Raw genomic sequence first — 20,884 nt, 5'->3', positions numbered from 1 at the left:
GCCGGCGTCGACGTAGTCATAGGACGGCGAGGCTCGGATTCGAGTTTTTCAACAGAATCGGCCAGAAGCGGACGACCAAGGCTAGGCTGAGTTGACCTCACAACGAGGTATTGAACTCTCTAGAGAAACAGGGGCTATCCACTTAGCCATCTCGTCCTTCAAACGGCTAGCGCATCGCGATTTCAAGAGTGTACTATCGACGTACGCGCACATCGACGCGTGCTGCCCATCTACGGCTCACCTGGTTCGCCGGGACGATGAAGCTTCACCTTTGCGTTGATTCCATAGTTAGCGGAATTCAGCAGTGGGCACTGGATTTATCCGCTTCAACTTTTGGAGCACGCATGAACCACCCTCAGATCACCGCTACCGCTGTCGAGAAACTCAAGCGCGCAGCAAAGTCTCTTCGAAACGCCTCTGGTTGCAATCTAGCGACCGCGCTAGACCACGTTGCAGCGCAGGCAGGTTATTCGAACTGGAAGCGGGTCACCGAACTCGCTGCTAAGCCCTCCCTCCCAGATCGCCAATTGCTGCCGGCCAAACACCGGAACCGGCTCACTTGGGTGCATACCAGGGACCAGAAGCTAATTAAGGTACATACCGTTTCTGAACTCTGCGAAGCGTTAGGTGGCGCGACCCCATTTTTCATTCGCCAGCCCTGCGAATGGTCCACCCCGGAAAACCCTTGCTTCTGCCAGCTGGACCCGTTCGCCACCGCAATGCAGGCGGGCGTAGCACTAGACATCGGTGATAAGCACGACTTTTGGAACTACTTGTTCGATCTGAACAAGCCTGCTCGTGAATTCCCCGCTTGGGAGAAGCGCGTGGTTGTCGGCCTGGCGACCTGGGACCATTACCCCAACGAGCATCTGACAACGCAGAGCAATGATGATCGGAGCAATACGCTCAACCCCAATAACTCTGCGAACAAAGCAACGGCCAACAACCGGGCCACTCAGCTGAACCCAAACAACTGGAGATATCAGGGCCACAAGCGTGACTGACAGCGATCAGGGGGACAGGGTGTTGGCATAAGCCCCATTGCCCCCCGGGTGACCGCTCTTGGCCGATTCTGTTGAAAAAGGCGGTATTGTCCGGCTCCACCTGCCCAGAGCCGCAAGAACGCCAATTTGCGCGATTGCACGAAAAGCCTGGAGCCGGTCCGATGTCCGCAACGACTCAGATTCAGCGTGAGACATACTTTCGTGATCTGAAATTGCGCAGGGAGTCTTTCAACAGAATCAGCCAGTAGCAGACATCATGCTAGTCTCCGCCCCTTCACATGGATGCCCAGGCAATCGCCTATGAGCCTGATATCACAGGTGCAGACAATCATCGCTGGCGATCCGGTGCGTTGGCGGATTCTCCAGCTTGTACAAGAGCTGGAGCTTCCAGATTGCTGGGTCGCGGCGGGCTTTGTGCGTAGTGCGGTATGGGACCATCTGCATCAGCGAAGCGCTTCACCGCTGCCGGCTGACATCGATGTCATCTGGTTTGACTGCGAGCAGACCTCCCGGGAGCTGGATGCCCGCCTCGAGTCCATCTTGCGGCGCAAGGATCACAGGGTGAATTGGTCCGTGAAGAACCAGGCGCACATGCACCTTCGCAATGATGATCTTCCTTATGCCTCGGCCACCGACGCCATGACCTGCTGGCCGGAAACAGCCACTGCGGTAGCCGTACGGTTGGGGGTGAATGGCGAGATCGAAGTCGCGGCGCCCCTGGGGCTGGACGACCTCTTCAACCTTGTCGTCCGACCCACGACGAAGTTCCAGGCAGAGAAACGGCAGGTATATCAAGATCGGCTTCGTTCAAAGAACTGGCTCGCAACCTGGCCCGGTCTGAAGCTCTTCGAAACTTGGTGAACTGAGTAGTGAAAACGTAGCAGCACCTTCGTGCAGCCGGCAGAATTGCCCGGTCGGCAAGCAGGGGGGGCAACAGGACGCTTTCCAGGCCTAGATTCGCAGTGCGGTCGGCCCGACACTCAACAGTCCCGGTAGTCCTCCGGGTACTCGATCCCATGCAGGAACCATAAGCTCTTGGCTTTGCTGTCGTTGGTAAGCGTACGCCCAACTCACCTTGCCTCAGGCAGGCGGAACCGGACATTCGCCTAGCAGCACAACTCACCTAGGTTGCAGTAGCGGTAGGGGTGTGCAGAACGAATTCAGCGATCTGCTGAGCTTTTGCTGCGGTTATCCCATTCACCTGATCCAGGATCAGCGGGTGATCGTCCGTGCTGCCAGAATGTAGACGCAGCAGAGGCCGACATCCGTCCGTTTGCACATAGACATCGGTGGCCAGATTTCCAGCCTCGGGATACCACGGAATCGCGTTGCAGACCCATCCAAAAAAGCAATCGCCCTCTACCGGGGTGTCGTAGGTCTCTACGTATCGCTCATAGCTTTTTTGCGAGAGAGATACCCAGACGCCCCAAAGAAAGGGCTCGCTCACACCGTGAATGGGAATTTCAAGCACCGCGCGGATGAAAAAATCTGTCTGGTCTTCGAAGGTGATTTCGCATAGATCCGATGTGATCCGTGCATTCACCGCCTTTTGCTCATCGGTGAGACATGCATAGTGGTCTGGGGCATTAAATCCAAACGATGGAGACCCCTCATGGATTTCCTCGCAAGACCCACATCGGAAGGCAAAAATCCCTGCCATTTCTAGTTCCTTGACTGTGTTGAATGCGTAGAAGGCCTGCTCATTGGGCATCTGGTCTCCCATTTAATGCAAGCTCAGTTTCTTTGCAGCGTGGTGCAGCACGTCGAGCACTCTTTCAACCATAACCGTCTGCCCACCAACCTTGCGCAGGCTAAGCCGGCACCCACCGATGCGGCAACAGTTGGCCGATCTCACTCGCCCGCTGCGTCGGCAGCCGCGTGAGCACATCTTTGAGATAGGCATACGGATCATGCCCATTCATCCGAGCTGACTGGATCAAACTCATGATCGCCGCCGCCCGCTTGCCACTGCGCAGCGACCCGGCAAACAGCCAGTTCGAGCGTCCAAGTGCCCATGGCCGGATCTGGTTCTCGACCCAGTTATTGTCCACGGGCACAGCGCCGTCCTCGAGATATCGAGTCAGCGCACTCCAGCGTTTCAAGCTGTAGTCCAGCGCCTTGGCAGTCGCTGACCCTTCAGGCACCAAGTCGCGCTGGGCCAGCATCCAGGTATGCAGTGTTTCGAGGATGGGAGCTGCTTTCTCCTGTCGTATTCGCCAGCGATCCTCATCGCTCAAGTCGCGGGCTTGCCGTTCGATTTCGTACAGGCCGGCAATCGAGTGCAGTGCCTGTTCGGCCAGTTGGCTTTTGTTTGCCGCGTGCAGGTCGAAGAACTTGCACCGGGCGTGGGCCATGCAGCCGATTTCGGTAATGCCTTGCTCGAAGCTGGCCTTATAGCCGGCGAAGTCGTCACAGACCAGCTTGCCGTTCCATTGGCCAAGGAAGTTGCGCGCATGCTCGCCGGCGCGGCTGGGGCTGGGGCTGAAGTCGTAGACCACGGCGCGCAGGTCGGCAAACGGCGTGGTGCTGTAGGCCCAGACGTAGGCCCGGCGGGTCTTCTTCTCTCCGGGCGCGAGCATCTGTACCGGGGTTTCGTCGGCGTGGATCACGCGCTGGGCCAGTACCGCTTCGCGCAGGGCATCGACCAGCGGCTGAAGTTGTACGCCGGTTTGCCCGACCCACTGAGCCAGCGTCGAACGGGCGATGGCCAGGCCGGCACGGCCGAAGATCTTCTCCTGCCGGTACAGCGGCAGGTGATCGGCGAACTTGGCCACCATCACGTGGGCCAATAGCCCGGCGGTGGGGATGCCCTTGTCGATCACCTGGGCCGGCACCGGTGCCTGGATCAGCGTTTCACATTTACGGCAGGCCCATTTCCCACGCACATGCTGCTCGACGGTGAAGGTGCCGGGTGTGTAGTCGAGCTTTTCGCTGACATCTTCGCCGACGCGTTGAAGCTGGCAGCCGCAAGCGCATTGGGTGTTGTCGGGCTCGTGGCGGATCACGGTACGCGGGAATTGCGCTGGCAGCGGCGCACGCTTGGGCTGCTGGCGCGGCTCTGCCGGGACGGTCGGCGGGTTTACCGCCTTCAGCTCGGCCTCGATGGCGGCGATGTCGGTGTCGATCAGGTCTTCCAGCAAACTGCCTTGGGCCGGGCTCAGCTGCTCGCTGCGCTTGGCGAACTTGTGCCGCTTGAGCAGAGCGATCTCGTGGGTCAGCTGTTCGTTGACCGTTTCGATGCGCTGGATCTTCTTGCCCAGCGTCTCGACTTGCGACATCAACTGCGCGGCCAGTGCGCGCAGTTGGTCAGGGGTCATCTGGTCGAGGTTGGGCGAGGAAGTCATGTCGGCGATTGTGCCAGGGAGGGCAATCAGCGGCGACGAATCGATGGGCTAATGGCGGGGGCTACAGCACTGTGATTGAGCCGCCTGAACCCACACGCTGCCAGGGTAAACCCAGCACTAAAGCCTGAAGTTGCTCGGCGTCCAACTCCATATCGGTTCCATGTCGGAGACCCGGCCAGATGAAGCGCCCCTGGTGCAATCGCCGGGCAGCGAGCCAGATCCCGACACCGTCGTGCACCAGCACCTTGATCCGGTTGGTCGCGGTAGAGCGGTAACCACTTGCGCACGACATTGGCGTTGATGCCATGGCTCAGGGCAACACTGGCCACCGAGGCACCAGGTTGCAGGCATTCCTGGACGACCTGGGATTTGAACGGCTTTGGATAGGAGTTTCGTTGGCGCATGGCGATCCGCTTGCAGGAGCTAAAAATGGTGTCCACTTAAATAGGTGGACACCATCGCCCTTAATACAGGGATCAGGTAGGTGCCTTTGCAGAACGCTTACAGTCCGGCTCCCCATCAGGAGCGCGCTCAGCGCCCCAGGACATTCATGCATGGGCATGGATGGGATGGCCAGCCTTAGGCTGAATGTATCCATGAGCGGGGCGCATGCTACACCGCCCCCCTCCGCCAACTCTCGTGTCAAATGGACACGGGGGCCGGGATATGCGGATGTGGGTCATACCCGACAATCTCGAAATCTTCGAAAGTATAGTCGTAGATACTCGCCGGTTTTCGTTTAATCACCAGTTTCGGAAGCGGCTTAGGTTCTCGGGCCAACTGAAGCTTCACCTGCTCTAAATGATTCAGGTAAATGTGCGCGTCCCCCATGGTAATTACAACTTCGCCAACCCCAAGATCACACTGCTGCGCAAGCATATGAGTTAGAAAACTAGCCCCAGCCAAATTGTATGGATTCCCGAGCAGGAGATCACTCGAACGAATGTATAAATGCGTGGACAACTTATTGTTGGCAACATAGAACTGATATAGCAAGTGGCACGGCGGAAGCGCCATCTTTCCATTGCGAGCGTTTTCTTGAGGACTCAAGCTTTCATCAGGAAGATATTCCACATTCCAGCCATGAAAGAGAATACGACGACTATTGGGATTAGTCTTTAAGGTATTTACGACATAGTCGATCTGATTGATGGTTTTTCCATCACGTGTTGGCCAAGCTGTCCACTGCTTCCCATAGATCGGACCAAGATCGCCATCCTCAGTTGCCCACTCGTCCCAGATACTTACTCCGCGTTCTTTTAGCCACTTTGTATTGGTATCGCCATTTAGGAACCAAATCATCTCATTGATGATACTTTTAAAGTGAAGCTTCTTGGTCGTAAGAAGAGGGAAGCCATCCTCTAAATTATGGCGAAACTGACGGCCAAATACGCTAATCGTACCTGTCCCCGTTCGATCACCTTTTTGAACACCATTTTTAAGCACATCAGAAAGAAGATCTTGATAGGCCTTCACTTTGAGTCCTCTAAGCCAGAGCTGATTAATTGGAGCGCATTATGAAGCCTCAATATTTCAGCCTCTCGATCTTGTACTTTGACACGCTCTTCTTCATACATTTTAACATAGAAATCCCTTGACTCGCGAATTGAATTTAAGCGCTTCTCAAGTGTGAACATCACACTCTCGGAATGCTGAAATTTATCGAACCAATACAAGACTTCCAAACGGCTCTTTTCGAGTCTTTCCAGCAATATGCTCTTTGGGTCTTTTTTCTTCTCTGCCTTGACCTTCTCAGCAATAACCTCTGCCCGACGGTTTTCCTTAATAGCCTCTAAGCGCTCGACTGGCCATTTACGCTGCCGAATTGTATTTCTATGAATTCCAGTTATCCGGCTAAGTTCGGCGGCGGTTGGCTTCAGTGACTTATCTGACGCAATCCGCAGCAGCCCTTGAGTGAGCGCTTCAGTATTTTTGTCAAAATCGATCTGATTCGCAGTATCAAACGAATTGGCACTCATACTTCGACCTCTTCACCCAAGTATTCCAGGACTCCTTTGGCTTCATCCATCGCAGCTCGTAATTCCTCCTGATCAGAAGAGTCCGTGGTGTTAAGGGCCATAAGATTTTGCGTATAGATCTCCCTCCACTTCGGCGCATTGGCCTTCGTCACCACTGCGTTCTTGCAGCGGTTTGGGTTGCATCGCAGCGACCCAATACACGGGAGTGACTCATCGAAGTCTTCTTTACGGCCCCCATAGCAAAACCCTTGGCCAACGTTAATGACAGCAAGGCGCTTTTTTACCATTTGGTCAAAGACCTGGTCTTTTGTGTACCCAGCGGCCAGGAATCCTTCAAACACTTTCTTTATTCGCGCCCGGTGACCTTCTGCATTCGGCCCGGCAAAACTACCATCCGGATCGCAAAAATTTTTTATGTATTCCAATTCGGCCAACTCGCGGGGAGTCCGCCCACTAGACCGCCCGCCTTTAGAAAGGATGTCCGCAATGGCGCCATAGCCGAGCGTGTCTGCACTGAAGGATTTATTTTGGCCGGCGGAACCAATCAAGTTACCGAAATGCTTGAGTTGATAAGAAATGAAAGGCAGCCCAATCTCAGCCCTTGCCATCTGATAAGCAAGGGTGTGACGAAGGGTATAGGGAGAAAACTCCAAAGACGTATACTCTTCGTCCGTGAGTATCTCCGTGAAAAACAAATCGAACTGGTGCGCAATCCCTTGAGACCCCATCGATTTAGCCTCGCCACTTTGATCGACGGTGTCAACATTGGAAAACAGATACGGACTCTGCTTTATCTTCGCTACCAACTGAGCAACCCGAACTGCATCTCGCACAATTGGGATTGCGATCCATTTGTCGTCAAACAACGTTGAAAGATTCTGGCGATGCTTAATGACATTGCTGATTATGAGCCAGTAGTCCCCCTCCGACTCAAGACAGGAATCAACCAATATCCCGGACAGTTCAGATGGGCGCATGCCTGTATATTGAGCCACAAGATAGCAAGCACTATAGGATACAAAGTTCAAGTACAATCTAAAACTATTATCTATATCTGCCCCAGCGTAATCCCTCAAATCTGACGCCGACCTAATTTCCCCCGGCAGCCGATCTGAATACAGCCGTTGGCTAACGCTACCAAGGACAGACTCAACCCCGAAAGTGTCATACCCCTTACGACGCAAACGCAACACGGTATAAAGTTCAAGTTTGTCACGGTTTAACCCATTGACTGAAGCCAAACAGTACTCTTTGACGTTGCGTCGGCTTAGAGTGTCTGCATCTCGAATCTCTTCACCTAAAGCATCAAGAAAATCGACAACTGCAAACGATGCTTCTCGCGATGCCTTCTCGAATACTGGATTCGGCAATATTCGATAGGTTTTCTCTGACTCCTCTGGACTTTGAAGCACCTTACCCCAAGTTAACTCATCTAACTCAACATATGGCAAGGGAGAACCAAATACATGTTCCTCTAAAAAAGGCGATCTCAGAATTTTAAAAAACAACTTGAGATCTGGCCCAAACGAATAGGGATGTACTACTGCCGCTTCACGATATGTCCCCGCATCGAAGTAGGCGATACCATGATAGCCATCTTCGAAAAACCTATCTGTTAGAAGGCTTCGAGCTTGCTGTGACATAGTGTTGATAAAACTGATACCGGCCTTGAAGCAAGCAATTACGGTATTGGACTTGGAAACCCTGCCGCTGACCGTAACGCCCCTCACGCTTGAGGGCATCTTCAAATAGCAATACATCGCAATTTTAACTTCAAGAACAGCAAGCTGATTCAGCTCCGAAAACTTCCTAAAGTCGATGCGCAGCTTCGCACCTTGTACGTTCTTTGCTGCATGGGGTTCGTCGGCGTTAAAATCCCAGAACGGATCTCCGATTTTTGAGGTTTTACTCACAGGCAGAGCTAATAGCCCCTCATACCACTCCAGAGCCTTAAGCAGTTCAACACTATTTTGTGTTGTCGCCTGGTTAAAGCCTCCAGCGAGATGATGTAGAACGCTGCGCCATTTCCTGAACTCTCTGACTATCAGCATCATGCGCTCAGTCATAGCAACACCTTCTCCACCAAAACATTCGTATCCAAATTTTCTGACAAGCGCTCTGCCTCTGACAATTCATGCTCAGAGAAATCCGATGTTTCCGGGTCCAGGATACTATTCAGAATGTCTAAGTTCTCCAGAATGACCTCGCCATAGGGCGTGTCCAGCACCCTATTCACCTCAATCATTCGCTGGTAATCCCTTCGCATTGCGAAAAGAGAAGGCAAGTGCGAGACCGTAATGATGCTATTGCTGCACGCCAGACACTTATTAAAAAGCGTACAAGGCCTCTTCGGGTCATAGCTCTTTAGGTTCTTAATGAAATCTGGAGGGTCATACATATTCCGGCATGTCACGAGGCCGTTGCTAATAGACATCCCGCCAGCGGGGGCTTCAAGGTTGTTTATTGGTATAACAGCTTGCTCATCTTTGAGCGTACCTTGGTGCATCTCATGCAAGGCCTTGTTCAGAAGCTTCCTTGCGGTAAAGTTGAAATCCATCCGATCAAGATATGCAAGTGTCTTAGAAATATCAGAATGCCCAAGCAAAACTTGTATTTCACGAATTGAGACGCCCCGCTCAACCAGCTCACTAACGAAACTTGGCCTAAACCGTGACGCTGATAGCTTGAGCGGACTGCCATCTTCGTTCAGCAGACCATGATCAGCAGAAAAGCTGGCAAACATCTCATTCATCAAATTGGGTGTAGATGCTTGAATTGAGTCCACGACACCAAATTTTCGACGAGAGCTGGACTGGTAGATAAATAGTTTGTTTTTCTCAGGCTCCGGTGCCAGATCACGGATATTCCTTGTGAGATAAATCACATCGTCGAATATCTGCTTTACCTCTCGACCCTGCGAGCTGGTCAACCAAGAAATATCCGCTTGAAACAGATCAAGATGATAAAGCTTTTCTCCACTTGACCTCTCTTTCCAATAGAGCAAACAAGGTCGACCTGTCAGGTCGTGACTCTCAACAAAGTCATCAAGCTCTAAGCCTTTAAGGGAATCAGCATTTATACCAGTGACCTGAGCAAGCCGTGCCATGTAGGGAGCCAGCACTCTTGAGTCAACTTGATAAAGACAGCCCCAACTCCTATAAATCTGATCGATAGACTCGGCCGCAACATTAATTATCGATAAGAATGCTTTATGGTAACGATTGTCCTTATCGGCAGTTGCATAGCCTATTGGCAGACACCCCAATTTATTTTCAAATATCCAACGCGCATTATCGATAGTTGCGTACCCACGGCGAATCCGGCCATCACTATCAAACGGGTCTTGACCAACAAAACTGGGCACGTAGGGTTGAGCCAACTGATTCGTCTCCGCAATTTCTTGTTGAATTGCTTTCGCGATATTGCTTCGAACTGCGGCGGGGTATGGCTTATAGATGTCAGTTTCTCGCTCTGTGTCGAATCCACCCGATGCCACGAAACTGGTTAGGCCGAACCCCTCGATTTGTAGAACGCGTTTCATCACCGCTCTTGCCGCACTCATTAGCGTGCTGCAATGGTTTGTTGAGAAAACTCCCTCAATGATCTTTTCTTGGAGATAATTACGAAGTCGGGGCAACGAATATGCCGTTACTAGCTCCTTGATGTCTTCAGTGCCGCTGAAGCCCGAAGATTCTAAGCAGTCACGCATCGCTTTAAAGCATTCGATGAAGTTGCCTTGCCCTGAAGCACTACTACTCTTCATTGAGGAAACGCTGAAAATGTGCAGCAGATGATAGAACGGCTCTTCAGTGGCTGAAGCTATATCCGCCAAAACAATGACTCGACGACCCCGCAACTCGATGAATTTTTCCTTTAAAGACTTACCCTTCTCCAGAACTACTTTTGATTCAATCCTCTGCTTGACAGTTTTATATTCACCATCAAGCACTCCGATCTTTCGAAGATCTTCGAGGATATCGTCAAAGGTTGCGCTAACCAGTTCGTGCTGAGTTCGAGCGCCACGCAACCCGGAAAGCTCGTCTATGTCGTCAAGATAACCGCGCGCTTTTATAGTGTTGCCGGCAACAGGGATCATGGCTTTTGCTTCGGGAGTCATGCCTTCGTACCAGCAGAGCAATTTCCGCCTCCACTCGCATGCGGTAGAAGAGTGCCCCTCTACAATAATTCCATGGGCGCGCATCGCATCCAATACTGGTGCAAACTTATGGCTCCTATTGTTTACAGTTGATGCGCTCAACCCAGTTTGCTCAATCAGTGCATCGCTCGATAAAATTGGCGCGCATCCCTTCCTACCCAACGATACGTTAAGGAGTGACTCTCGGCTCTCAGTAGCACGAGCCACCCAAGCCTCAATGATCGCATCGACCTCTTCTGGTCTAGGCCTGAGCTTCACTTCGAGTCTCCTATGTCAATTCGAAGACGCGTTTGCTTGACCAGCTCCTCCATCTCACCTGCTTTGGTTTTGGTCTCAGTACCAGGACGCAAAAGTTTCTGGTAGAGGTCGTACGGGATGTGGGTATAGACCTCTGTGGTCGAAAGGTCTGAGTGGCCAAAAGTCTTCTGGACTGCCACTAACCTGTCGAGGTGATCTGTGCCTATGTCTGGGCTTCGGAGCATTGCATAGGCATTTCCATGGCGTAGCTTATGCGGCGAGATCTTCTTCGCGATTCTCCTGCTCGACAGCGCCCGAGTAGATACCCTGTCCAAGAGCTTGGTGACGGAATTCGGCGTGTATGCAGTGCCTTCGGCATTCAGGAACGCCGGGGTCTCATCTGCTTTGCCAAACTGCTTCCTGTACATTTTGTACAGCGGGGAGCTGTGGTACTTCTTCAAGCGCTGCAATGTCGCCCTGCTTACGAGCGTTGTCCGTGGCTTGATTTGGTCCGAATGCCCCTTGCTGCCTGCAATGTAGAGTGGGCAGTAATCAGCATTTATAGCCTCGCTCACGCCTGCTGATATGAAGAGGGAGTTCTGGAAATCCAACGCATCATCAATCGCAGCCAGCGTTACCCTTGGAACCTCAGAGCGCCTGACCCCAGTATCAAAGATAAACTGGAGAAGACATCGCTCTCGCTCACTTTTGGTCGAAAGCATCAGCTCCTTTAGGTCTGCAACTGAGCAAGCAGCAACGAGATTTCTCAGCGGGCGTGGCGACAGAAGCCCCTCAGCGTAAGGATTGGCGGCACTTCTCGGGGCCGGGGTGTCATCCACTCCCCGACACAGGTATTTGTTGAAGAAGGCCATCAAGGACGAATCTCTGTTACGTATCGTTTTTGTGGACAGGTCCTGATCTTCACGCAAATGGGAGAAGTATTCCTCGATGGCGTAAGTGCGGACATCGAGAAAGGCCGAGTCGCGCTCACAATCGGCAAACTCTCGGAGGCCTATGAGGAAGTCATGGGTGTATCCGATGTTTTTCCCGTACGTCAGGCAGGACTGATACGAGATCAGAGCATTCTGGAGCCCATGAGTCAGGAAACCAGATGCCAGAGGAAGCAGCCGCTCATCGTCGTCAAAGACAGCTGCACCCGTGAATCGCTGCTGGCCTTGAAGCTGAGTCTGGTCCACCCCCCTTTCCTCTAGGACTGGTGACTCACTGAGATCAAGCGTCTTTGCTTGTACTGCTAGTACCTTCATGTACTTCCATCCTTCCGACTGACCATGGGACTATACACACTGTGCATTTTATAGGTGGCACAATAATCACTGTCGGAAGGCAAATTTTTTTACGCAGCCATTACGTACTGTGCATTTTTCCGGAGGGGGCGTAAAAGGAAGATGTCGGCCGAGCGCTGGTACAGCTGGCAGGAGAGCTTGCCGTCGGCCACGTAGAACTGGAACAGCGCGTGACAGGGCGGCAGCGCCATCTCGTCCACCAGGGCCGGGTTCCAGGCCGACACGATCAGGCGGCGCGAATCCGGATTGCGCTTGATCATCTCCACCACCTTGGCGATCTGGTCGATGGACTCGCCATTGGGCGCCGGCCAGGAGCGCCACTGGTAGCCATAGACCGGGCCCAGGTTGCCTTCTTCGTCGGCCCACTCGTCCCAGATGGAGACGCCGTTGTCCTTCAGGTACCTGATGTTGGTATCACCCTGCAGGAACCAGAGCAGCTCGTGGATGATCGACTTCAGGTGGCACTTCTTGGTGGTCACCAGGGGAAAGCCCTCGGCCAGGTCGAAGCGCATCTGGTGACCGAACACGCTGTAGGTGCCGGTGCCGGTGCGGTCGCTCTTGAAGGTGCCGGTCTCGCGCACGCGGCGCATCAGCTCGAGATACTGTTTCATCAGACGACTCCTTGGGCGGCCTGGCGGCGATGGGCCCAGACAATCAGGGCGATGCCGCCGACGATCATCGGCAGGCAGAGAACCTGGCCCATGGTCAGCCAGCCGAAGGCCAGGTAACCGAGTTGGGCGTCAGGTACGCGGACGAACTCCACAGCGAAGCGGAAAATGCCGTAAAACAACGCGAACATGCCGGAAACCGCCATGGTCGGACGGGGTTTGCGCGAGTAGAACCAGAGGATGACGAACAGCGCCACGCCTTCCAGGGCAAACTGGTACAGCTGCGACGGATGGCGCGGCAGCTGGGCCGGGTCGGTGGGGAAGATCATCGCCCAGGACAGGTCGGTGGCCTTGCCCCAGAGCTCGGCGTTGATGAAGTTGCCGATACGGCCGGCGCCCAGGCCGATGGGTACCAGGGGCGCAATGAAGTCCATCAGCTGGAAGAAACTCTTGTTGTTGCGCTTGCCGAACCAGAGGGTGGCCAACATCACGCCAATCAGGCCGCCGTGGAAGGACATGCCGCCTTTCCAGACCTCGAAGATCAGCAGGGGATTGGCGATATAGGCCGACAGGTCGTAGAACAGCACGTAGCCGAGACGGCCACCGGCGATCACGCCGAGGGCGACCCAGAACACCAGGTCGGAGAGTTTTTCCTTGGTCCAGGTCGGGTCGAAGGCCTTCAGCCGGCGCGAGGCCAGCCACCAGGCGCCACCAATGCCGATCAGGTACATCAGGCCGTACCAGTGGATCTTCAGCGGGCCGATAGCGATGGCTACCGGGTCGATCTGGGGATAAGCCAGCATCACAGCTCCTTAGATCAGGAAGTTCAGGCCCACTGACAACAGCAGCAGGGCGAACAGGCGCTTCAGCAGGCGCGGCGACAGCCGGTGGGCCAGGCGCGCGCCGAAGCGGGCAAAGAACATGCTGGTCGCGGCAATGCCGACCAGCGCCGGAAGGTACACGAAGCCCAGGCTATGGGGCGGCAGGTGCTGATCGTTCCAGCCCAGCACCATGAACGACAGCGCGCTCGCCGCGGCGATGGGCAGGCCGCAGGCCGCGGACGTCGCCACCGCCTGCTGGATGGGCACGCTGCGCCAGGTGAGGAAGGGCACGGTCAGCGACCCGCCGCCGATGCCGAAGATCGCCGAAGCCCAGCCGATCGCCCCACCGGCCAGGGTCAGTCCCGGCTTGCCTGGGACATCGCGGCTGGCCTTGGGTTTCAGGTCCAGGCCCATCTGCACTGCAACAAGTATGGCGAAAACGCCGATGATCTTCTGCAGCATCGGGCCTTGGATAGCGGCCGCGGTCAGGGAGCCGAGGCCAGCGCCGATGAGGATGCCGACGGCCATCCAGCTGAAGATCGGCCAGCGCACCGCACCCCTGCGGTGATGCTCGCGCACCGAGTTGACCGAGGTGAAGATGATGGTCGCCAGCGAGGTGCCCACGGCCAGGTGGGTGAGGATGCCGGGGTCGAATCCCTGGGCCGTGAAGCTGAACACCAGCACCGGCACAATGATCATGCCGCCGCCAACGCCGAACAACCCGGCCAGCACGCCCGCACAGGCGCCAAGCACCAGGTAGAGCAGGAATTCCATGGACACCCCCGAAAACAAAGCGGCATGTTAACGGAAGGCCGATTCCCACTCCACCTGGGACGATGGACGCTTGCCGGAAGCTGCCGATAACCCGGAAGAAAACTCGATCTAGTTTTCCTCCCGACTGCTACACTCCGGCTCATAAAAAGGAGACGACTCCATGTGCCTGATCGTATTCGCATGGCGCCCCGGACACGAAGTCCCGCTGGTGCTCGCCGCAAACCGCGATGAATTCTATGCACGTCCCACCCTTCCCATGGCGAAATGGGAAGACGCGCCCGGCGTGATTGCCGGCCGTGACCTGGAGGCCGGTGGTACCTGGCTTGGCGCCGGGCCCGGAGGCCGCTTCGCCGCCCTCACCAATATCCGCGACCCGCGAACGCCCCCGGTGGGCCGCACCCGCGGCGAACTCTGCGTGCAGTTCCTGCGCGGAACCATGTCGCCTGGCGAATTCCTCGAGGACGCGCTGCGCCGCGCCGGCGACTATTCCGGCTTCAACCTGGTGGTGGGGGACGACCGCGAGCTGTGGTTCCTCAACCCGCGCAGCGGCGGCCCGATCAACCTCAGGCCGGGAATCTATGGCGTCTCCAACGCCGACCTGGACACCCCCTGGCCCAAGGTGGAGCGCGGCAAGGCGGCCATCGCCGAGTGCCTGAACCCGCCGTCCACCGACGCCCTGCTGAACCTGCTGCATGATCCCGAGCAGGCGCCGGACCATATCCTGCCGGAGACCGGCGTGGGGCTGAACACCGAGCGCATGCTCTCCAGCGTGTTCATCGCCACCCGCACCTACGGCACCCGCGCGAGCTCGGCGCTGATCGTCCGCGCCGACGGCAGCCGGGAACTGGTGGAGCGCAGCTACGGCCCCTACGGCGCCAAGCTGGGGGACGTGCGCCTCGAACTGCGGGACTGAGGCACGGACCGATGTAGGGTGGACAGCGCTTTTCTGTCCACCATCCGACCTCATGCCTGGCCTTGCTGGTGGATAAAAAGAGCGTTATCCACCCTACGGCTGGTTCACCATCCTTGTAGGAGCGAATTCATTCGCGATTGAAGTCGCTCCTACAAGACGAAACGACAAAGGCCACCCGAAGGTGGCCTTTGTGCTTTACAGCGCCGGGTCAGGCAGCCTGGCTGGCGGCCTGAGTGGGGGTGGTCGGCTTCCAGCTGGAGGAAGCGGCCTCCTCGGCCATGGTTTCCATCGCCTGCTGGATGGCGCGCTTGCGACGCTCCTCGGCCTGACGGGTAAAGAACCAGGCGAAGAAGGTGAACAGCGACACGGTCAGCAGGATCAGGCTGGCCACCGCGTTGATCTCCGGTTTCACGCCCAGGCGCACGGCGGAGAAGACCTCCATCGGCAGGGTGGTGGAACCGGGACCGGACACGAAGCTGGCCAGAACCAGGTCGTCCAGGGACAGGGCGAAGGACATCATGCCGCCCGCCGCCAGGGACGGCGCGATCATCGGGATGGTGATCAGGATGAACACCTTCCACGGCCGCGCGCCCAGGTCCATGGCCGCCTCCTCGATGGACAGGTCCAGCTCGCGCAGGCGCGCCGACACCACGATGGCCACGTAGGCCGAGCAGAAGGTGGTGTGGGCGATCCAGATGGTGACGATGCCACGCTCCTGGGGCCAGCCGATCAGTTGCGCCATGGCCACGAAGAGCAGCAGCAGCGACAGACCGGTGATCACCTCGGGCATCACCAGCGGCGCGGTGACCATGCCACCGAACATGGTGCGGCCACGGAAACGCGGAATGCGGGTCAGCACGAAGGCGGCCAGGGTGCCCAGGGCCACGGCGGCGATCGCGGTATAGAAGGCGATCTCCAGGGAACGACCCACCGAGTTCATCAGCTGGGTGTTGTCCAGGAGGCCCACGTACCACTTCACCGACCAGCCGCCCCAGACGGTCACCAGCTTGGAGGCGTTGAAGGAATAGATGACCAGGATGACCATCGGCAGGTAGATGAACAGCAGGCCCGCCCACAGCATCAGGTTGGAGAAACTGAAGCGCTTCATACCTTGCCCTCCAGTTCTTTGGCCTGGTTACGGTTGAAGAGGAAAGAAGGGGGGGCGATCAACAGAGTAATGCTCATACCTTGCCCTCCAGCTCTTTTGCCTGGTTACGGTTGAAGAGGATGATGGGGACGATCAGGATCGCCAGCATCACCACCGCCAGGGCGGACGCCACCGGCCAGTCGCGGTTGTTGAAGAACTCCTGCCACAGCACCTTGCCGATCATCAGGGTCTCCGGGCCGCCGAGCAGTTCCGGGATCACGAACTCGCCCACCACCGGGATGAACACCAGCATGGAGCCGGCGATGATGCCGTTCTTCGACAGCGGCACGGTGATCTTCCAGAAGCTGTTGAAGGTGCTCGAACCGAGGTCCGAGGCAGCCTCCAGCAGGCTCGGGTCATGCTTCACCAGGTTGGCGTAGAGCGGCAGGATCATGAACGGCAGGTACGAATAGACGACGCCGATGTACACCGCCAGGTTGGTGTTGAGGATCTGCAGCGGCTCGTCGATCAGCCCGATGCCCATCAGGAAGGCATTGAGCAGACCGTTGTTGCTGAGGATGCCCATCCAGGCATAGACGCGGATCAGGATCGCCGTCCAGGTCGGCATCATGATCAGCAGCAGCAGCACGGTCTGGGCTTCCTTGCTGGCGCGGGCGATGGCGTAGGCCATCGGGTAGCCGATCAGCAGGCAGATCAGGGTGCTGAGGAAGGCGATCTTCAGCGAGCCCAGATAGGCCGCCAGGTACAGTTCGTCCTCGTTGAGAATCAGGTAGTTACCCAGGTTGAGGATGAGCTGGATCTGGTTGTCCGCCCAGGTGTAGATCTCCGTATACGGCGGGATCGCCACGTCGGCTTCGGCGAAGCTGATCTTCAGCACGATGGCGAAGGGCAGCATGAAGAACAGGAACAGCCAGAAGAACGGAACCCCGATGACGAGGTGCCGGCCGGTCGGCAGCAGGTTTTTCAGTTGGGGAATTTTCATGACCGCAGTACCACGCCGCTGTCGTCTTCCCACCACACGAACACTTCGTCATCCCAGGTCGGACGGGCGCCGCGGCGCTCGGCGTTGGCGACGAAGGACTGCACGACGGAGCCGTTGGGCAGCTTGACGTAGAAGACCGAATGACCGCCCAGGTAGGCGATGTCGTGGACCCGGCCGCGCGACCAGTTGTATTCGCAGTTCGGCTGCTCGGTGGTCACCAGCAGCTTCTCCGGACGCAGGGCGTAGGTGATGCGCTTGTCCTGCACCGAGGTGGTCACGCCGTGGCCGACGTAGATTGGGCGCTCCAGCTGCGGGCAGGCGATCAGCGCATGGGCCTCGGCGTCTTCCACCACTTCGCCGTCGAAGAGGTTGACGTTGCCGATGAACTCGCACACCAGGCGGCTGATGGGGGTCTCGTAGATATCCACCGGGCTGCCGATCTGCTCGATGCAGCCCAGGTGCATGATGGCGATGCGCTGGGCCATGGTCATGGCCTCTTCCTGGTCGTGGGTCACCATCACGCAGGTCACGCCCACGCGCTCGATGATCTCCACCAGTTCCAGTTGCATCTGCGAGCGCAGCTTCTTGTCCAGCGCGCCCATGGGTTCGTCGAGCAGCAGCAGCTTCGGACGCTTGGCCAGCGAGCGGGCCAGGGCGACGCGCTGGCGCTGGCCACCGGAAAGCTGGTGCGGCTTGCGCTTGGCGAACTGGGTCATCTGCACGAGCTTGAGCATCTCGTTGACGCGCTCGTCGATCTCGGCGGCCGGCAGCCTGTCCTGTTTAAGTCCGAAGGCGATGTTCTGCGCAACAGTCATATGCGGGAAGAGCGCATAGGACTGGAACATCATGTTGATCGGGCGCTCGTAGGGCGGCATGTCGGTGATGTCCACGCCGTCGAGCATGATGCGCCCGTCCGTTGGCCGCTCGAAGCCCGCGAGCATGCGCAGCAGGGTTGATTTACCCGAACCGGAACCGCCGAGCAGGGCGAAGATCTCACCCTTGTTGATGGTCAGGGATACATCGTCCACGGCCACCGTCTCGTCGAACTTCTTGGTCACCCGGTCGATCTTGACCAGCACCTCTTTGGGTTGCTGGCTGCCCTCGAGGGCTTTCTTGTAGGCACCGGAGGCTATTGCCATTACCACAACTCCCAGAATTTGCTACCCGACCACCGCGGCCGGGCGCGTTTATACAGCATGAGCGTGAACGAGGCATCCTGCCCGGACCCGCCAGGTTTCATCCGGTGGCCCCGTAACACTGCGGGAACCACCGGCCTTGCATCACTTGCCCGACTTGACCTTGGTCCAGCTGCGGGTCATCAGCCGCTGGACTTTCGGCGGCAACTCCGCCGAAACATACAATTTGTCCAGCACCGCTTGTGGCGGGTAGACGGACTCGTCGGTGCGTACTTCCTGATTCATGAGCTCCCCAGCCTTGAGGTTGGGGTTGGCGTAGCCGACGTAATCGCTGACCTTGGCGATCACCTCGGGCTTGAGCAGATAGTTGATGAAGGCATGGGCCTGCTTGGTGTTCGCCGCATCCGCCGGGATGGCCAGCATGTCGAACCAGAGGTTGCCGCCCTCCTTCGGGATCGCGTAGGCGATCTTGATGCCCTTGCCGGCTTCCTCGGCGCGCGAGGCGGCCTGGAAGATGTCACCGGAGAAACCGGCGGCGACGCAAATGTCGCCATTGGCCAGGTCGCCGATGTACTTGGACGAGTGGAAATAGGTGACGTAGGGGCGCACCGCCAGCAGTTTCTCCTCGGCCTTCTTGTAGTCGTCCGGGTTGGTGCTGTTGGGGTCCAGACCCATGTAATTGAGCACGGCGGGGATCATTTCGTCCGCCGAGTCGAGGAAGGCCACGCCGCACTGGCTGAGCTTCTTGATGTTCTCGGGCTCGAAGATCACCGCCCAGGAGTCGATGCTGTCGACGCCGAGCACGGCCTTGACCTTCTCGACGTTGTAGCCGATGCCGTTGGTGCCCCACAGGTAGGGGACGGCGTACTGGTTGCCCGCGTCGTTGCGCTGGAGCTGCTTGAGCAGGTTGGGGTCCAGGTTCTGCCAATTGGGCAGCTGGCTGCGGTCGAGTTTCTGGAACGCGCCCGCCTTGATCTGTTTGCCGAGGAAGTGGTTGGACGGCACGACGACGTCATAGCCGGTACGGCCCGCCAGCAACTTGCCTTCCAGGGTCTCGTTGGAATCGAAGACGTCATACACCGGCTTGATGCCGGTTTCCTTCTGGAAATCCGCCAGCGTGGTCTCGCCGATGTAGTCCGACCAGTTGTAGATATGCACTGTCTGGTCCGCCTGGGCCTGGGAAACCAGGGTCAGGGTGGCCGCTGCAGTGATCATCATCTTGCGGATGTGGAAGTGCACAGAATCGTCCTCTCGTTGTGTCCGGCAGTGCCGGAAGAAGCCCAGGTCTGTCCCGCAACCCGGACATTTGAACGGGCGGTCCTTCGCCGCGGGGTCCAGGCGCCGGCGGGCAATTGCCCGCCGTGCCCGACAGTCGTGCTTACTTGCCCGACTTGATGGTGGTCCAGGTGCGGGTCATGGCGCGCTGCACCTTCGGCGGCAGGTCCGGGAAGGCATAGAGCTTGGCCATGGTCTCCGCGCTCGGGTAGATGCCCGGGTCCTTGCGGATCTCCTCGTTCACCAGCGGGGTGGCGGCGGCGTTGCCGTTGGGGAACTGCACCTCGTTGGTGATCTCCGCCATGATTTCCGGCTTCATCAGGAAGTTCATGAAGGCGTAGGCACCTTCCGGGTTCGCGGCGTCGGCCGGGATGGCGACCATGTCGAAGAAGGTACCGGCGCCTTCCTTCGGAATGTTGTAGGCCACCTTCACGCCACCCTTGGCCTCTTCGGCACGGGACTTGGCCTGGTAGACGTCACCCGAGTAGCCGACTGCCACGCAGAGGTTGCCGTTGGCCAGGTCGGAGATGTACTTGGAGGAGTGGAAGTAGGTGATGTACGGGCGGATCTTGAGGAACAGCGCCTCAGCTTCCTTCAGCTGCTTGGGATCCTGGCTCAGCGGGTCATGGCCCAGGTACTTCAAGGCGATCGGCAGGATCTCGGTCGGCGAATCGAGGAAGGACACGCCGCAGGCCTTCAGCTTCTCGATGTTCTCCGGCTTGAACAGCAGGTCCCAGGAATCCACCGGGGCGTTGTCACCCAGCACGGCCTTGACCTTGTCCGGGTTGTAGCCGATGCCGATGGAGCCCCACATGTAGGGGAAGGCGTGCTGGTTGCCCGGGTCGGAGACTTCGACGGTCTTCAGCAGGTTCGGGTCCAGGTTCTTCCAGTTCGGCAGCTTGGACTTGTCCAGGGGCTGGTAGACCTTGGCCTTGATCTGCTTGGCCAGGAAGTTGTTGGACGGTACGACGATGTCGTAACCGGACTTGCCGGCCAGCAGCTTGGCTTCCAGGGTCTCGTTGGAGTCGAAGACGTCGTAGACGACCTTGATGCCGGTTTCCTTGGTGAACTTCTCGACGGTATCCGGGGCGATGTAGTCCGACCAGTTGTAGACGTGCAGTACCTTGTCGTCAGCCTGCACCAGGCCGGCCGCGGCGCCCGCCAGGGTCATGGCGAGCAGGGTCTTGCCGAAGGTTTTGATCATGCGGGTAGCTCCATTTTTGTTGAAGTGTCCGAGTGGCGT

General features: G+C 57.0%; 18 protein-coding genes and 2 pseudogenes. 3 read left to right on the top strand and 17 right to left on the bottom strand.

Features of this window, described 5'->3' with window-relative positions:
- Window positions 1–344 precede the first annotated feature (344 nt).
- Together ACFW0H_RS06645 and ACFW0H_RS06640 are read left to right on the top strand one after the other, a co-directional pair.
- Window positions 345–1,004: a P-loop NTPase family protein gene (locus ACFW0H_RS06645; protein WP_422913107.1), complete on the top strand. Its 660-nt coding sequence runs from the start codon at window positions 345–347 to the stop codon at window positions 1,002–1,004.
- Window positions 1,005–1,304: 300 nt separating this feature from the next.
- On the top strand, window positions 1,305–1,865 hold the full coding sequence (locus tag ACFW0H_RS06640) for a nucleotidyltransferase family protein (protein WP_422913106.1): 561 nt from the start codon (window positions 1,305–1,307) through the stop codon (window positions 1,863–1,865).
- A 262-nt stretch (window positions 1,866–2,127) separates the two neighbouring features.
- On the opposite strand, the gene ACFW0H_RS06635 is transcribed toward ACFW0H_RS06640, so the two are convergent.
- The 12 genes and pseudogenes from ACFW0H_RS06635 to ACFW0H_RS06580 form a co-directional block, all read right to left on the bottom strand.
- A complete protein-coding gene (locus ACFW0H_RS06635) occupies window positions 2,128–2,715 on the bottom strand; it encodes a DUF2199 domain-containing protein (protein ID WP_422913105.1) in 588 nt (195 codons plus the stop codon).
- Between the two features lie 100 nt (window positions 2,716–2,815).
- The gene (gene tnpC / locus ACFW0H_RS06630; protein WP_422913104.1) at window positions 2,816–4,348 is read right to left on the bottom strand and encodes an IS66 family transposase; all 1,533 of its coding nucleotides are present in this window, start codon (window positions 4,346–4,348) and stop codon (window positions 2,816–2,818) included.
- A gap of 61 nt (window positions 4,349–4,409) precedes the next feature.
- Complete coding sequence (tnpB, locus tag ACFW0H_RS06625; RefSeq protein ID WP_422913103.1) at window positions 4,410–4,640, bottom strand: IS66 family insertion sequence element accessory protein TnpB; 231 nt, start codon at window positions 4,638–4,640, stop codon at window positions 4,410–4,412.
- Window positions 4,609–4,752 (bottom strand): annotated as a pseudogene (locus ACFW0H_RS06620) (transposase); the annotation flags it as partial. The gene tnpB and the pseudogene ACFW0H_RS06620, both read right to left, overlap by 32 nt.
- A 238-nt stretch (window positions 4,753–4,990) precedes the next feature.
- Window positions 4,991–5,824: a thymidylate synthase gene (locus tag ACFW0H_RS06615; protein ID WP_422913102.1), complete on the bottom strand. Its 834-nt coding sequence runs from the start codon at window positions 5,822–5,824 to the stop codon at window positions 4,991–4,993.
- Window positions 5,821–6,327 carry a hypothetical protein gene (locus ACFW0H_RS06610; protein WP_422913101.1) on the bottom strand — a complete coding sequence of 169 codons (507 nt, stop codon included), beginning with the start codon at window positions 6,325–6,327 and terminating at the stop codon, window positions 5,821–5,823. Before ACFW0H_RS06610 ends, ACFW0H_RS06615 begins: the two co-directional genes overlap by 4 nt.
- Window positions 6,324–8,393: a tyrosine-type recombinase/integrase gene (locus ACFW0H_RS06605; RefSeq protein WP_422913100.1), complete on the bottom strand. Its 2,070-nt coding sequence runs from the start codon at window positions 8,391–8,393 to the stop codon at window positions 6,324–6,326. The genes ACFW0H_RS06610 and ACFW0H_RS06605 overlap by 4 nt, the downstream gene beginning before the upstream one ends.
- Window positions 8,390–10,741, bottom strand: coding sequence for a tyrosine-type recombinase/integrase (locus tag ACFW0H_RS06600; RefSeq protein ID WP_422913099.1), 2,352 nt, complete (start codon window positions 10,739–10,741; stop codon window positions 8,390–8,392). Before ACFW0H_RS06600 ends, ACFW0H_RS06605 begins: the two co-directional genes overlap by 4 nt.
- Window positions 10,738–11,985, bottom strand: a complete 1,248-nt coding sequence (locus tag ACFW0H_RS06595) for a tyrosine-type recombinase/integrase (protein ID WP_422913098.1) — start codon at window positions 11,983–11,985, stop codon at window positions 10,738–10,740. The genes ACFW0H_RS06600 and ACFW0H_RS06595 overlap by 4 nt, the downstream gene beginning before the upstream one ends.
- 134 nt (window positions 11,986–12,119) lie before the next feature.
- Window positions 12,120–12,635: pseudogene (locus tag ACFW0H_RS06590) on the bottom strand (thymidylate synthase); the annotation flags it as partial.
- Window positions 12,635–13,435, bottom strand: a complete 801-nt coding sequence (lgt, locus tag ACFW0H_RS06585) for a prolipoprotein diacylglyceryl transferase (protein ID WP_422913097.1) — start codon at window positions 13,433–13,435, stop codon at window positions 12,635–12,637. The pseudogene ACFW0H_RS06590 and the gene lgt, both read right to left, overlap by 1 nt.
- Before the next feature lie 9 nt (window positions 13,436–13,444).
- Window positions 13,445–14,227 carry a sulfite exporter TauE/SafE family protein gene (locus ACFW0H_RS06580; protein WP_422913096.1) on the bottom strand — a complete coding sequence of 261 codons (783 nt, stop codon included), beginning with the start codon at window positions 14,225–14,227 and terminating at the stop codon, window positions 13,445–13,447.
- A gap of 160 nt (window positions 14,228–14,387) precedes the next feature.
- Here ACFW0H_RS06580 and ACFW0H_RS06575 point away from each other — a divergent pair, with 160 nt between their 5' ends.
- Window positions 14,388–15,140, top strand: coding sequence for an NRDE family protein (locus ACFW0H_RS06575; protein WP_422913095.1), 753 nt, complete (start codon window positions 14,388–14,390; stop codon window positions 15,138–15,140).
- A 208-nt stretch (window positions 15,141–15,348) separates the two neighbouring features.
- Here ACFW0H_RS06575 and ACFW0H_RS06570 read toward each other — a convergent pair whose 3' ends face one another.
- The 5 genes from ACFW0H_RS06570 to ACFW0H_RS06550 form a co-directional block, all read right to left on the bottom strand.
- Window positions 15,349–16,248: an ABC transporter permease subunit gene (locus ACFW0H_RS06570; protein ID WP_422913094.1), complete on the bottom strand. Its 900-nt coding sequence runs from the start codon at window positions 16,246–16,248 to the stop codon at window positions 15,349–15,351.
- Window positions 16,249–16,321: 73 nt separating this feature from the next.
- Window positions 16,322–17,230 carry an ABC transporter permease subunit gene (locus ACFW0H_RS06565; RefSeq protein WP_459077288.1) on the bottom strand — a complete coding sequence of 303 codons (909 nt, stop codon included), beginning with the start codon at window positions 17,228–17,230 and terminating at the stop codon, window positions 16,322–16,324.
- A complete protein-coding gene (gene potA, locus ACFW0H_RS06560) occupies window positions 17,227–18,369 on the bottom strand; it encodes a polyamine ABC transporter ATP-binding protein (protein WP_422913093.1) in 1,143 nt (380 codons plus the stop codon). Before potA ends, ACFW0H_RS06565 begins: the two co-directional genes overlap by 4 nt.
- 141 nt (window positions 18,370–18,510) lie before the next feature.
- A complete protein-coding gene (locus ACFW0H_RS06555; protein ID WP_459077290.1) occupies window positions 18,511–19,584 on the bottom strand; it encodes a polyamine ABC transporter substrate-binding protein in 1,074 nt (357 codons plus the stop codon).
- A 160-nt stretch (window positions 19,585–19,744) separates the two neighbouring features.
- The gene (locus tag ACFW0H_RS06550) at window positions 19,745–20,845 is read right to left on the bottom strand and encodes a polyamine ABC transporter substrate-binding protein (RefSeq protein ID WP_422913092.1); all 1,101 of its coding nucleotides are present in this window, start codon (window positions 20,843–20,845) and stop codon (window positions 19,745–19,747) included.
- Between the last annotated feature and the right edge of the window lie 39 nt (window positions 20,846–20,884).

It is taken from the genome of Metapseudomonas cellulosilytica, from assembly GCF_049334135.1.
Classification (GTDB): Bacteria; Pseudomonadota; Gammaproteobacteria; order Pseudomonadales; family Pseudomonadaceae; genus Metapseudomonas.
Note: the sequence above shows the minus strand (reverse complement) of the source record. Positions and strands in the feature narration are given on the sequence as shown.

Excerpts from the sequence above, each read along its gene's own strand:
- ACFW0H_RS06645 (WP_422913107.1), top strand. The coding sequence starts at position 345 with ATGAACCACCCTCAGATCACCGCTACCGCTGTCGAGAAACTCAAGCGC.
- ACFW0H_RS06640 (WP_422913106.1), top strand. The coding sequence starts at position 1,305 with ATGAGCCTGATATCACAGGTGCAGACAATCATCGCTGGCGATCCGGTG.
- ACFW0H_RS06635 (WP_422913105.1), bottom strand. The coding sequence starts at position 2,715 with ATGCCCAATGAGCAGGCCTTCTACGCATTCAACACAGTCAAGGAACTA.
- tnpC (WP_422913104.1), bottom strand. The coding sequence starts at position 4,348 with ATGACTTCCTCGCCCAACCTCGACCAGATGACCCCTGACCAACTGCGC.
- tnpB (WP_422913103.1), bottom strand. The coding sequence starts at position 4,640 with ATGTCGTGCGCAAGTGGTTACCGCTCTACCGCGACCAACCGGATCAAG.
- ACFW0H_RS06610 (WP_422913101.1), bottom strand. The coding sequence starts at position 6,327 with ATGAGTGCCAATTCGTTTGATACTGCGAATCAGATCGATTTTGACAAA.
- ACFW0H_RS06605 (WP_422913100.1), bottom strand. The coding sequence starts at position 8,393 with ATGACTGAGCGCATGATGCTGATAGTCAGAGAGTTCAGGAAATGGCGC.
- ACFW0H_RS06595 (WP_422913098.1), bottom strand. The coding sequence starts at position 11,985 with ATGAAGGTACTAGCAGTACAAGCAAAGACGCTTGATCTCAGTGAGTCA.
- lgt (WP_422913097.1), bottom strand. The coding sequence starts at position 13,435 with ATGCTGGCTTATCCCCAGATCGACCCGGTAGCCATCGCTATCGGCCCG.
- ACFW0H_RS06580 (WP_422913096.1), bottom strand. The coding sequence starts at position 14,227 with ATGGAATTCCTGCTCTACCTGGTGCTTGGCGCCTGTGCGGGCGTGCTG.
- ACFW0H_RS06575 (WP_422913095.1), top strand. The coding sequence starts at position 14,388 with ATGTGCCTGATCGTATTCGCATGGCGCCCCGGACACGAAGTCCCGCTG.
- ACFW0H_RS06570 (WP_422913094.1), bottom strand. The coding sequence starts at position 16,248 with ATGAAGCGCTTCAGTTTCTCCAACCTGATGCTGTGGGCGGGCCTGCTG.
- ACFW0H_RS06565 (WP_459077288.1), bottom strand. The coding sequence starts at position 17,230 with ATGAAAATTCCCCAACTGAAAAACCTGCTGCCGACCGGCCGGCACCTC.
- potA (WP_422913093.1), bottom strand. The coding sequence starts at position 18,369 with ATGGCAATAGCCTCCGGTGCCTACAAGAAAGCCCTCGAGGGCAGCCAG.
- ACFW0H_RS06555 (WP_459077290.1), bottom strand. The coding sequence starts at position 19,584 with ATGATGATCACTGCAGCGGCCACCCTGACCCTGGTTTCCCAGGCCCAG.
- ACFW0H_RS06550 (WP_422913092.1), bottom strand. The coding sequence starts at position 20,845 with ATGATCAAAACCTTCGGCAAGACCCTGCTCGCCATGACCCTGGCGGGC.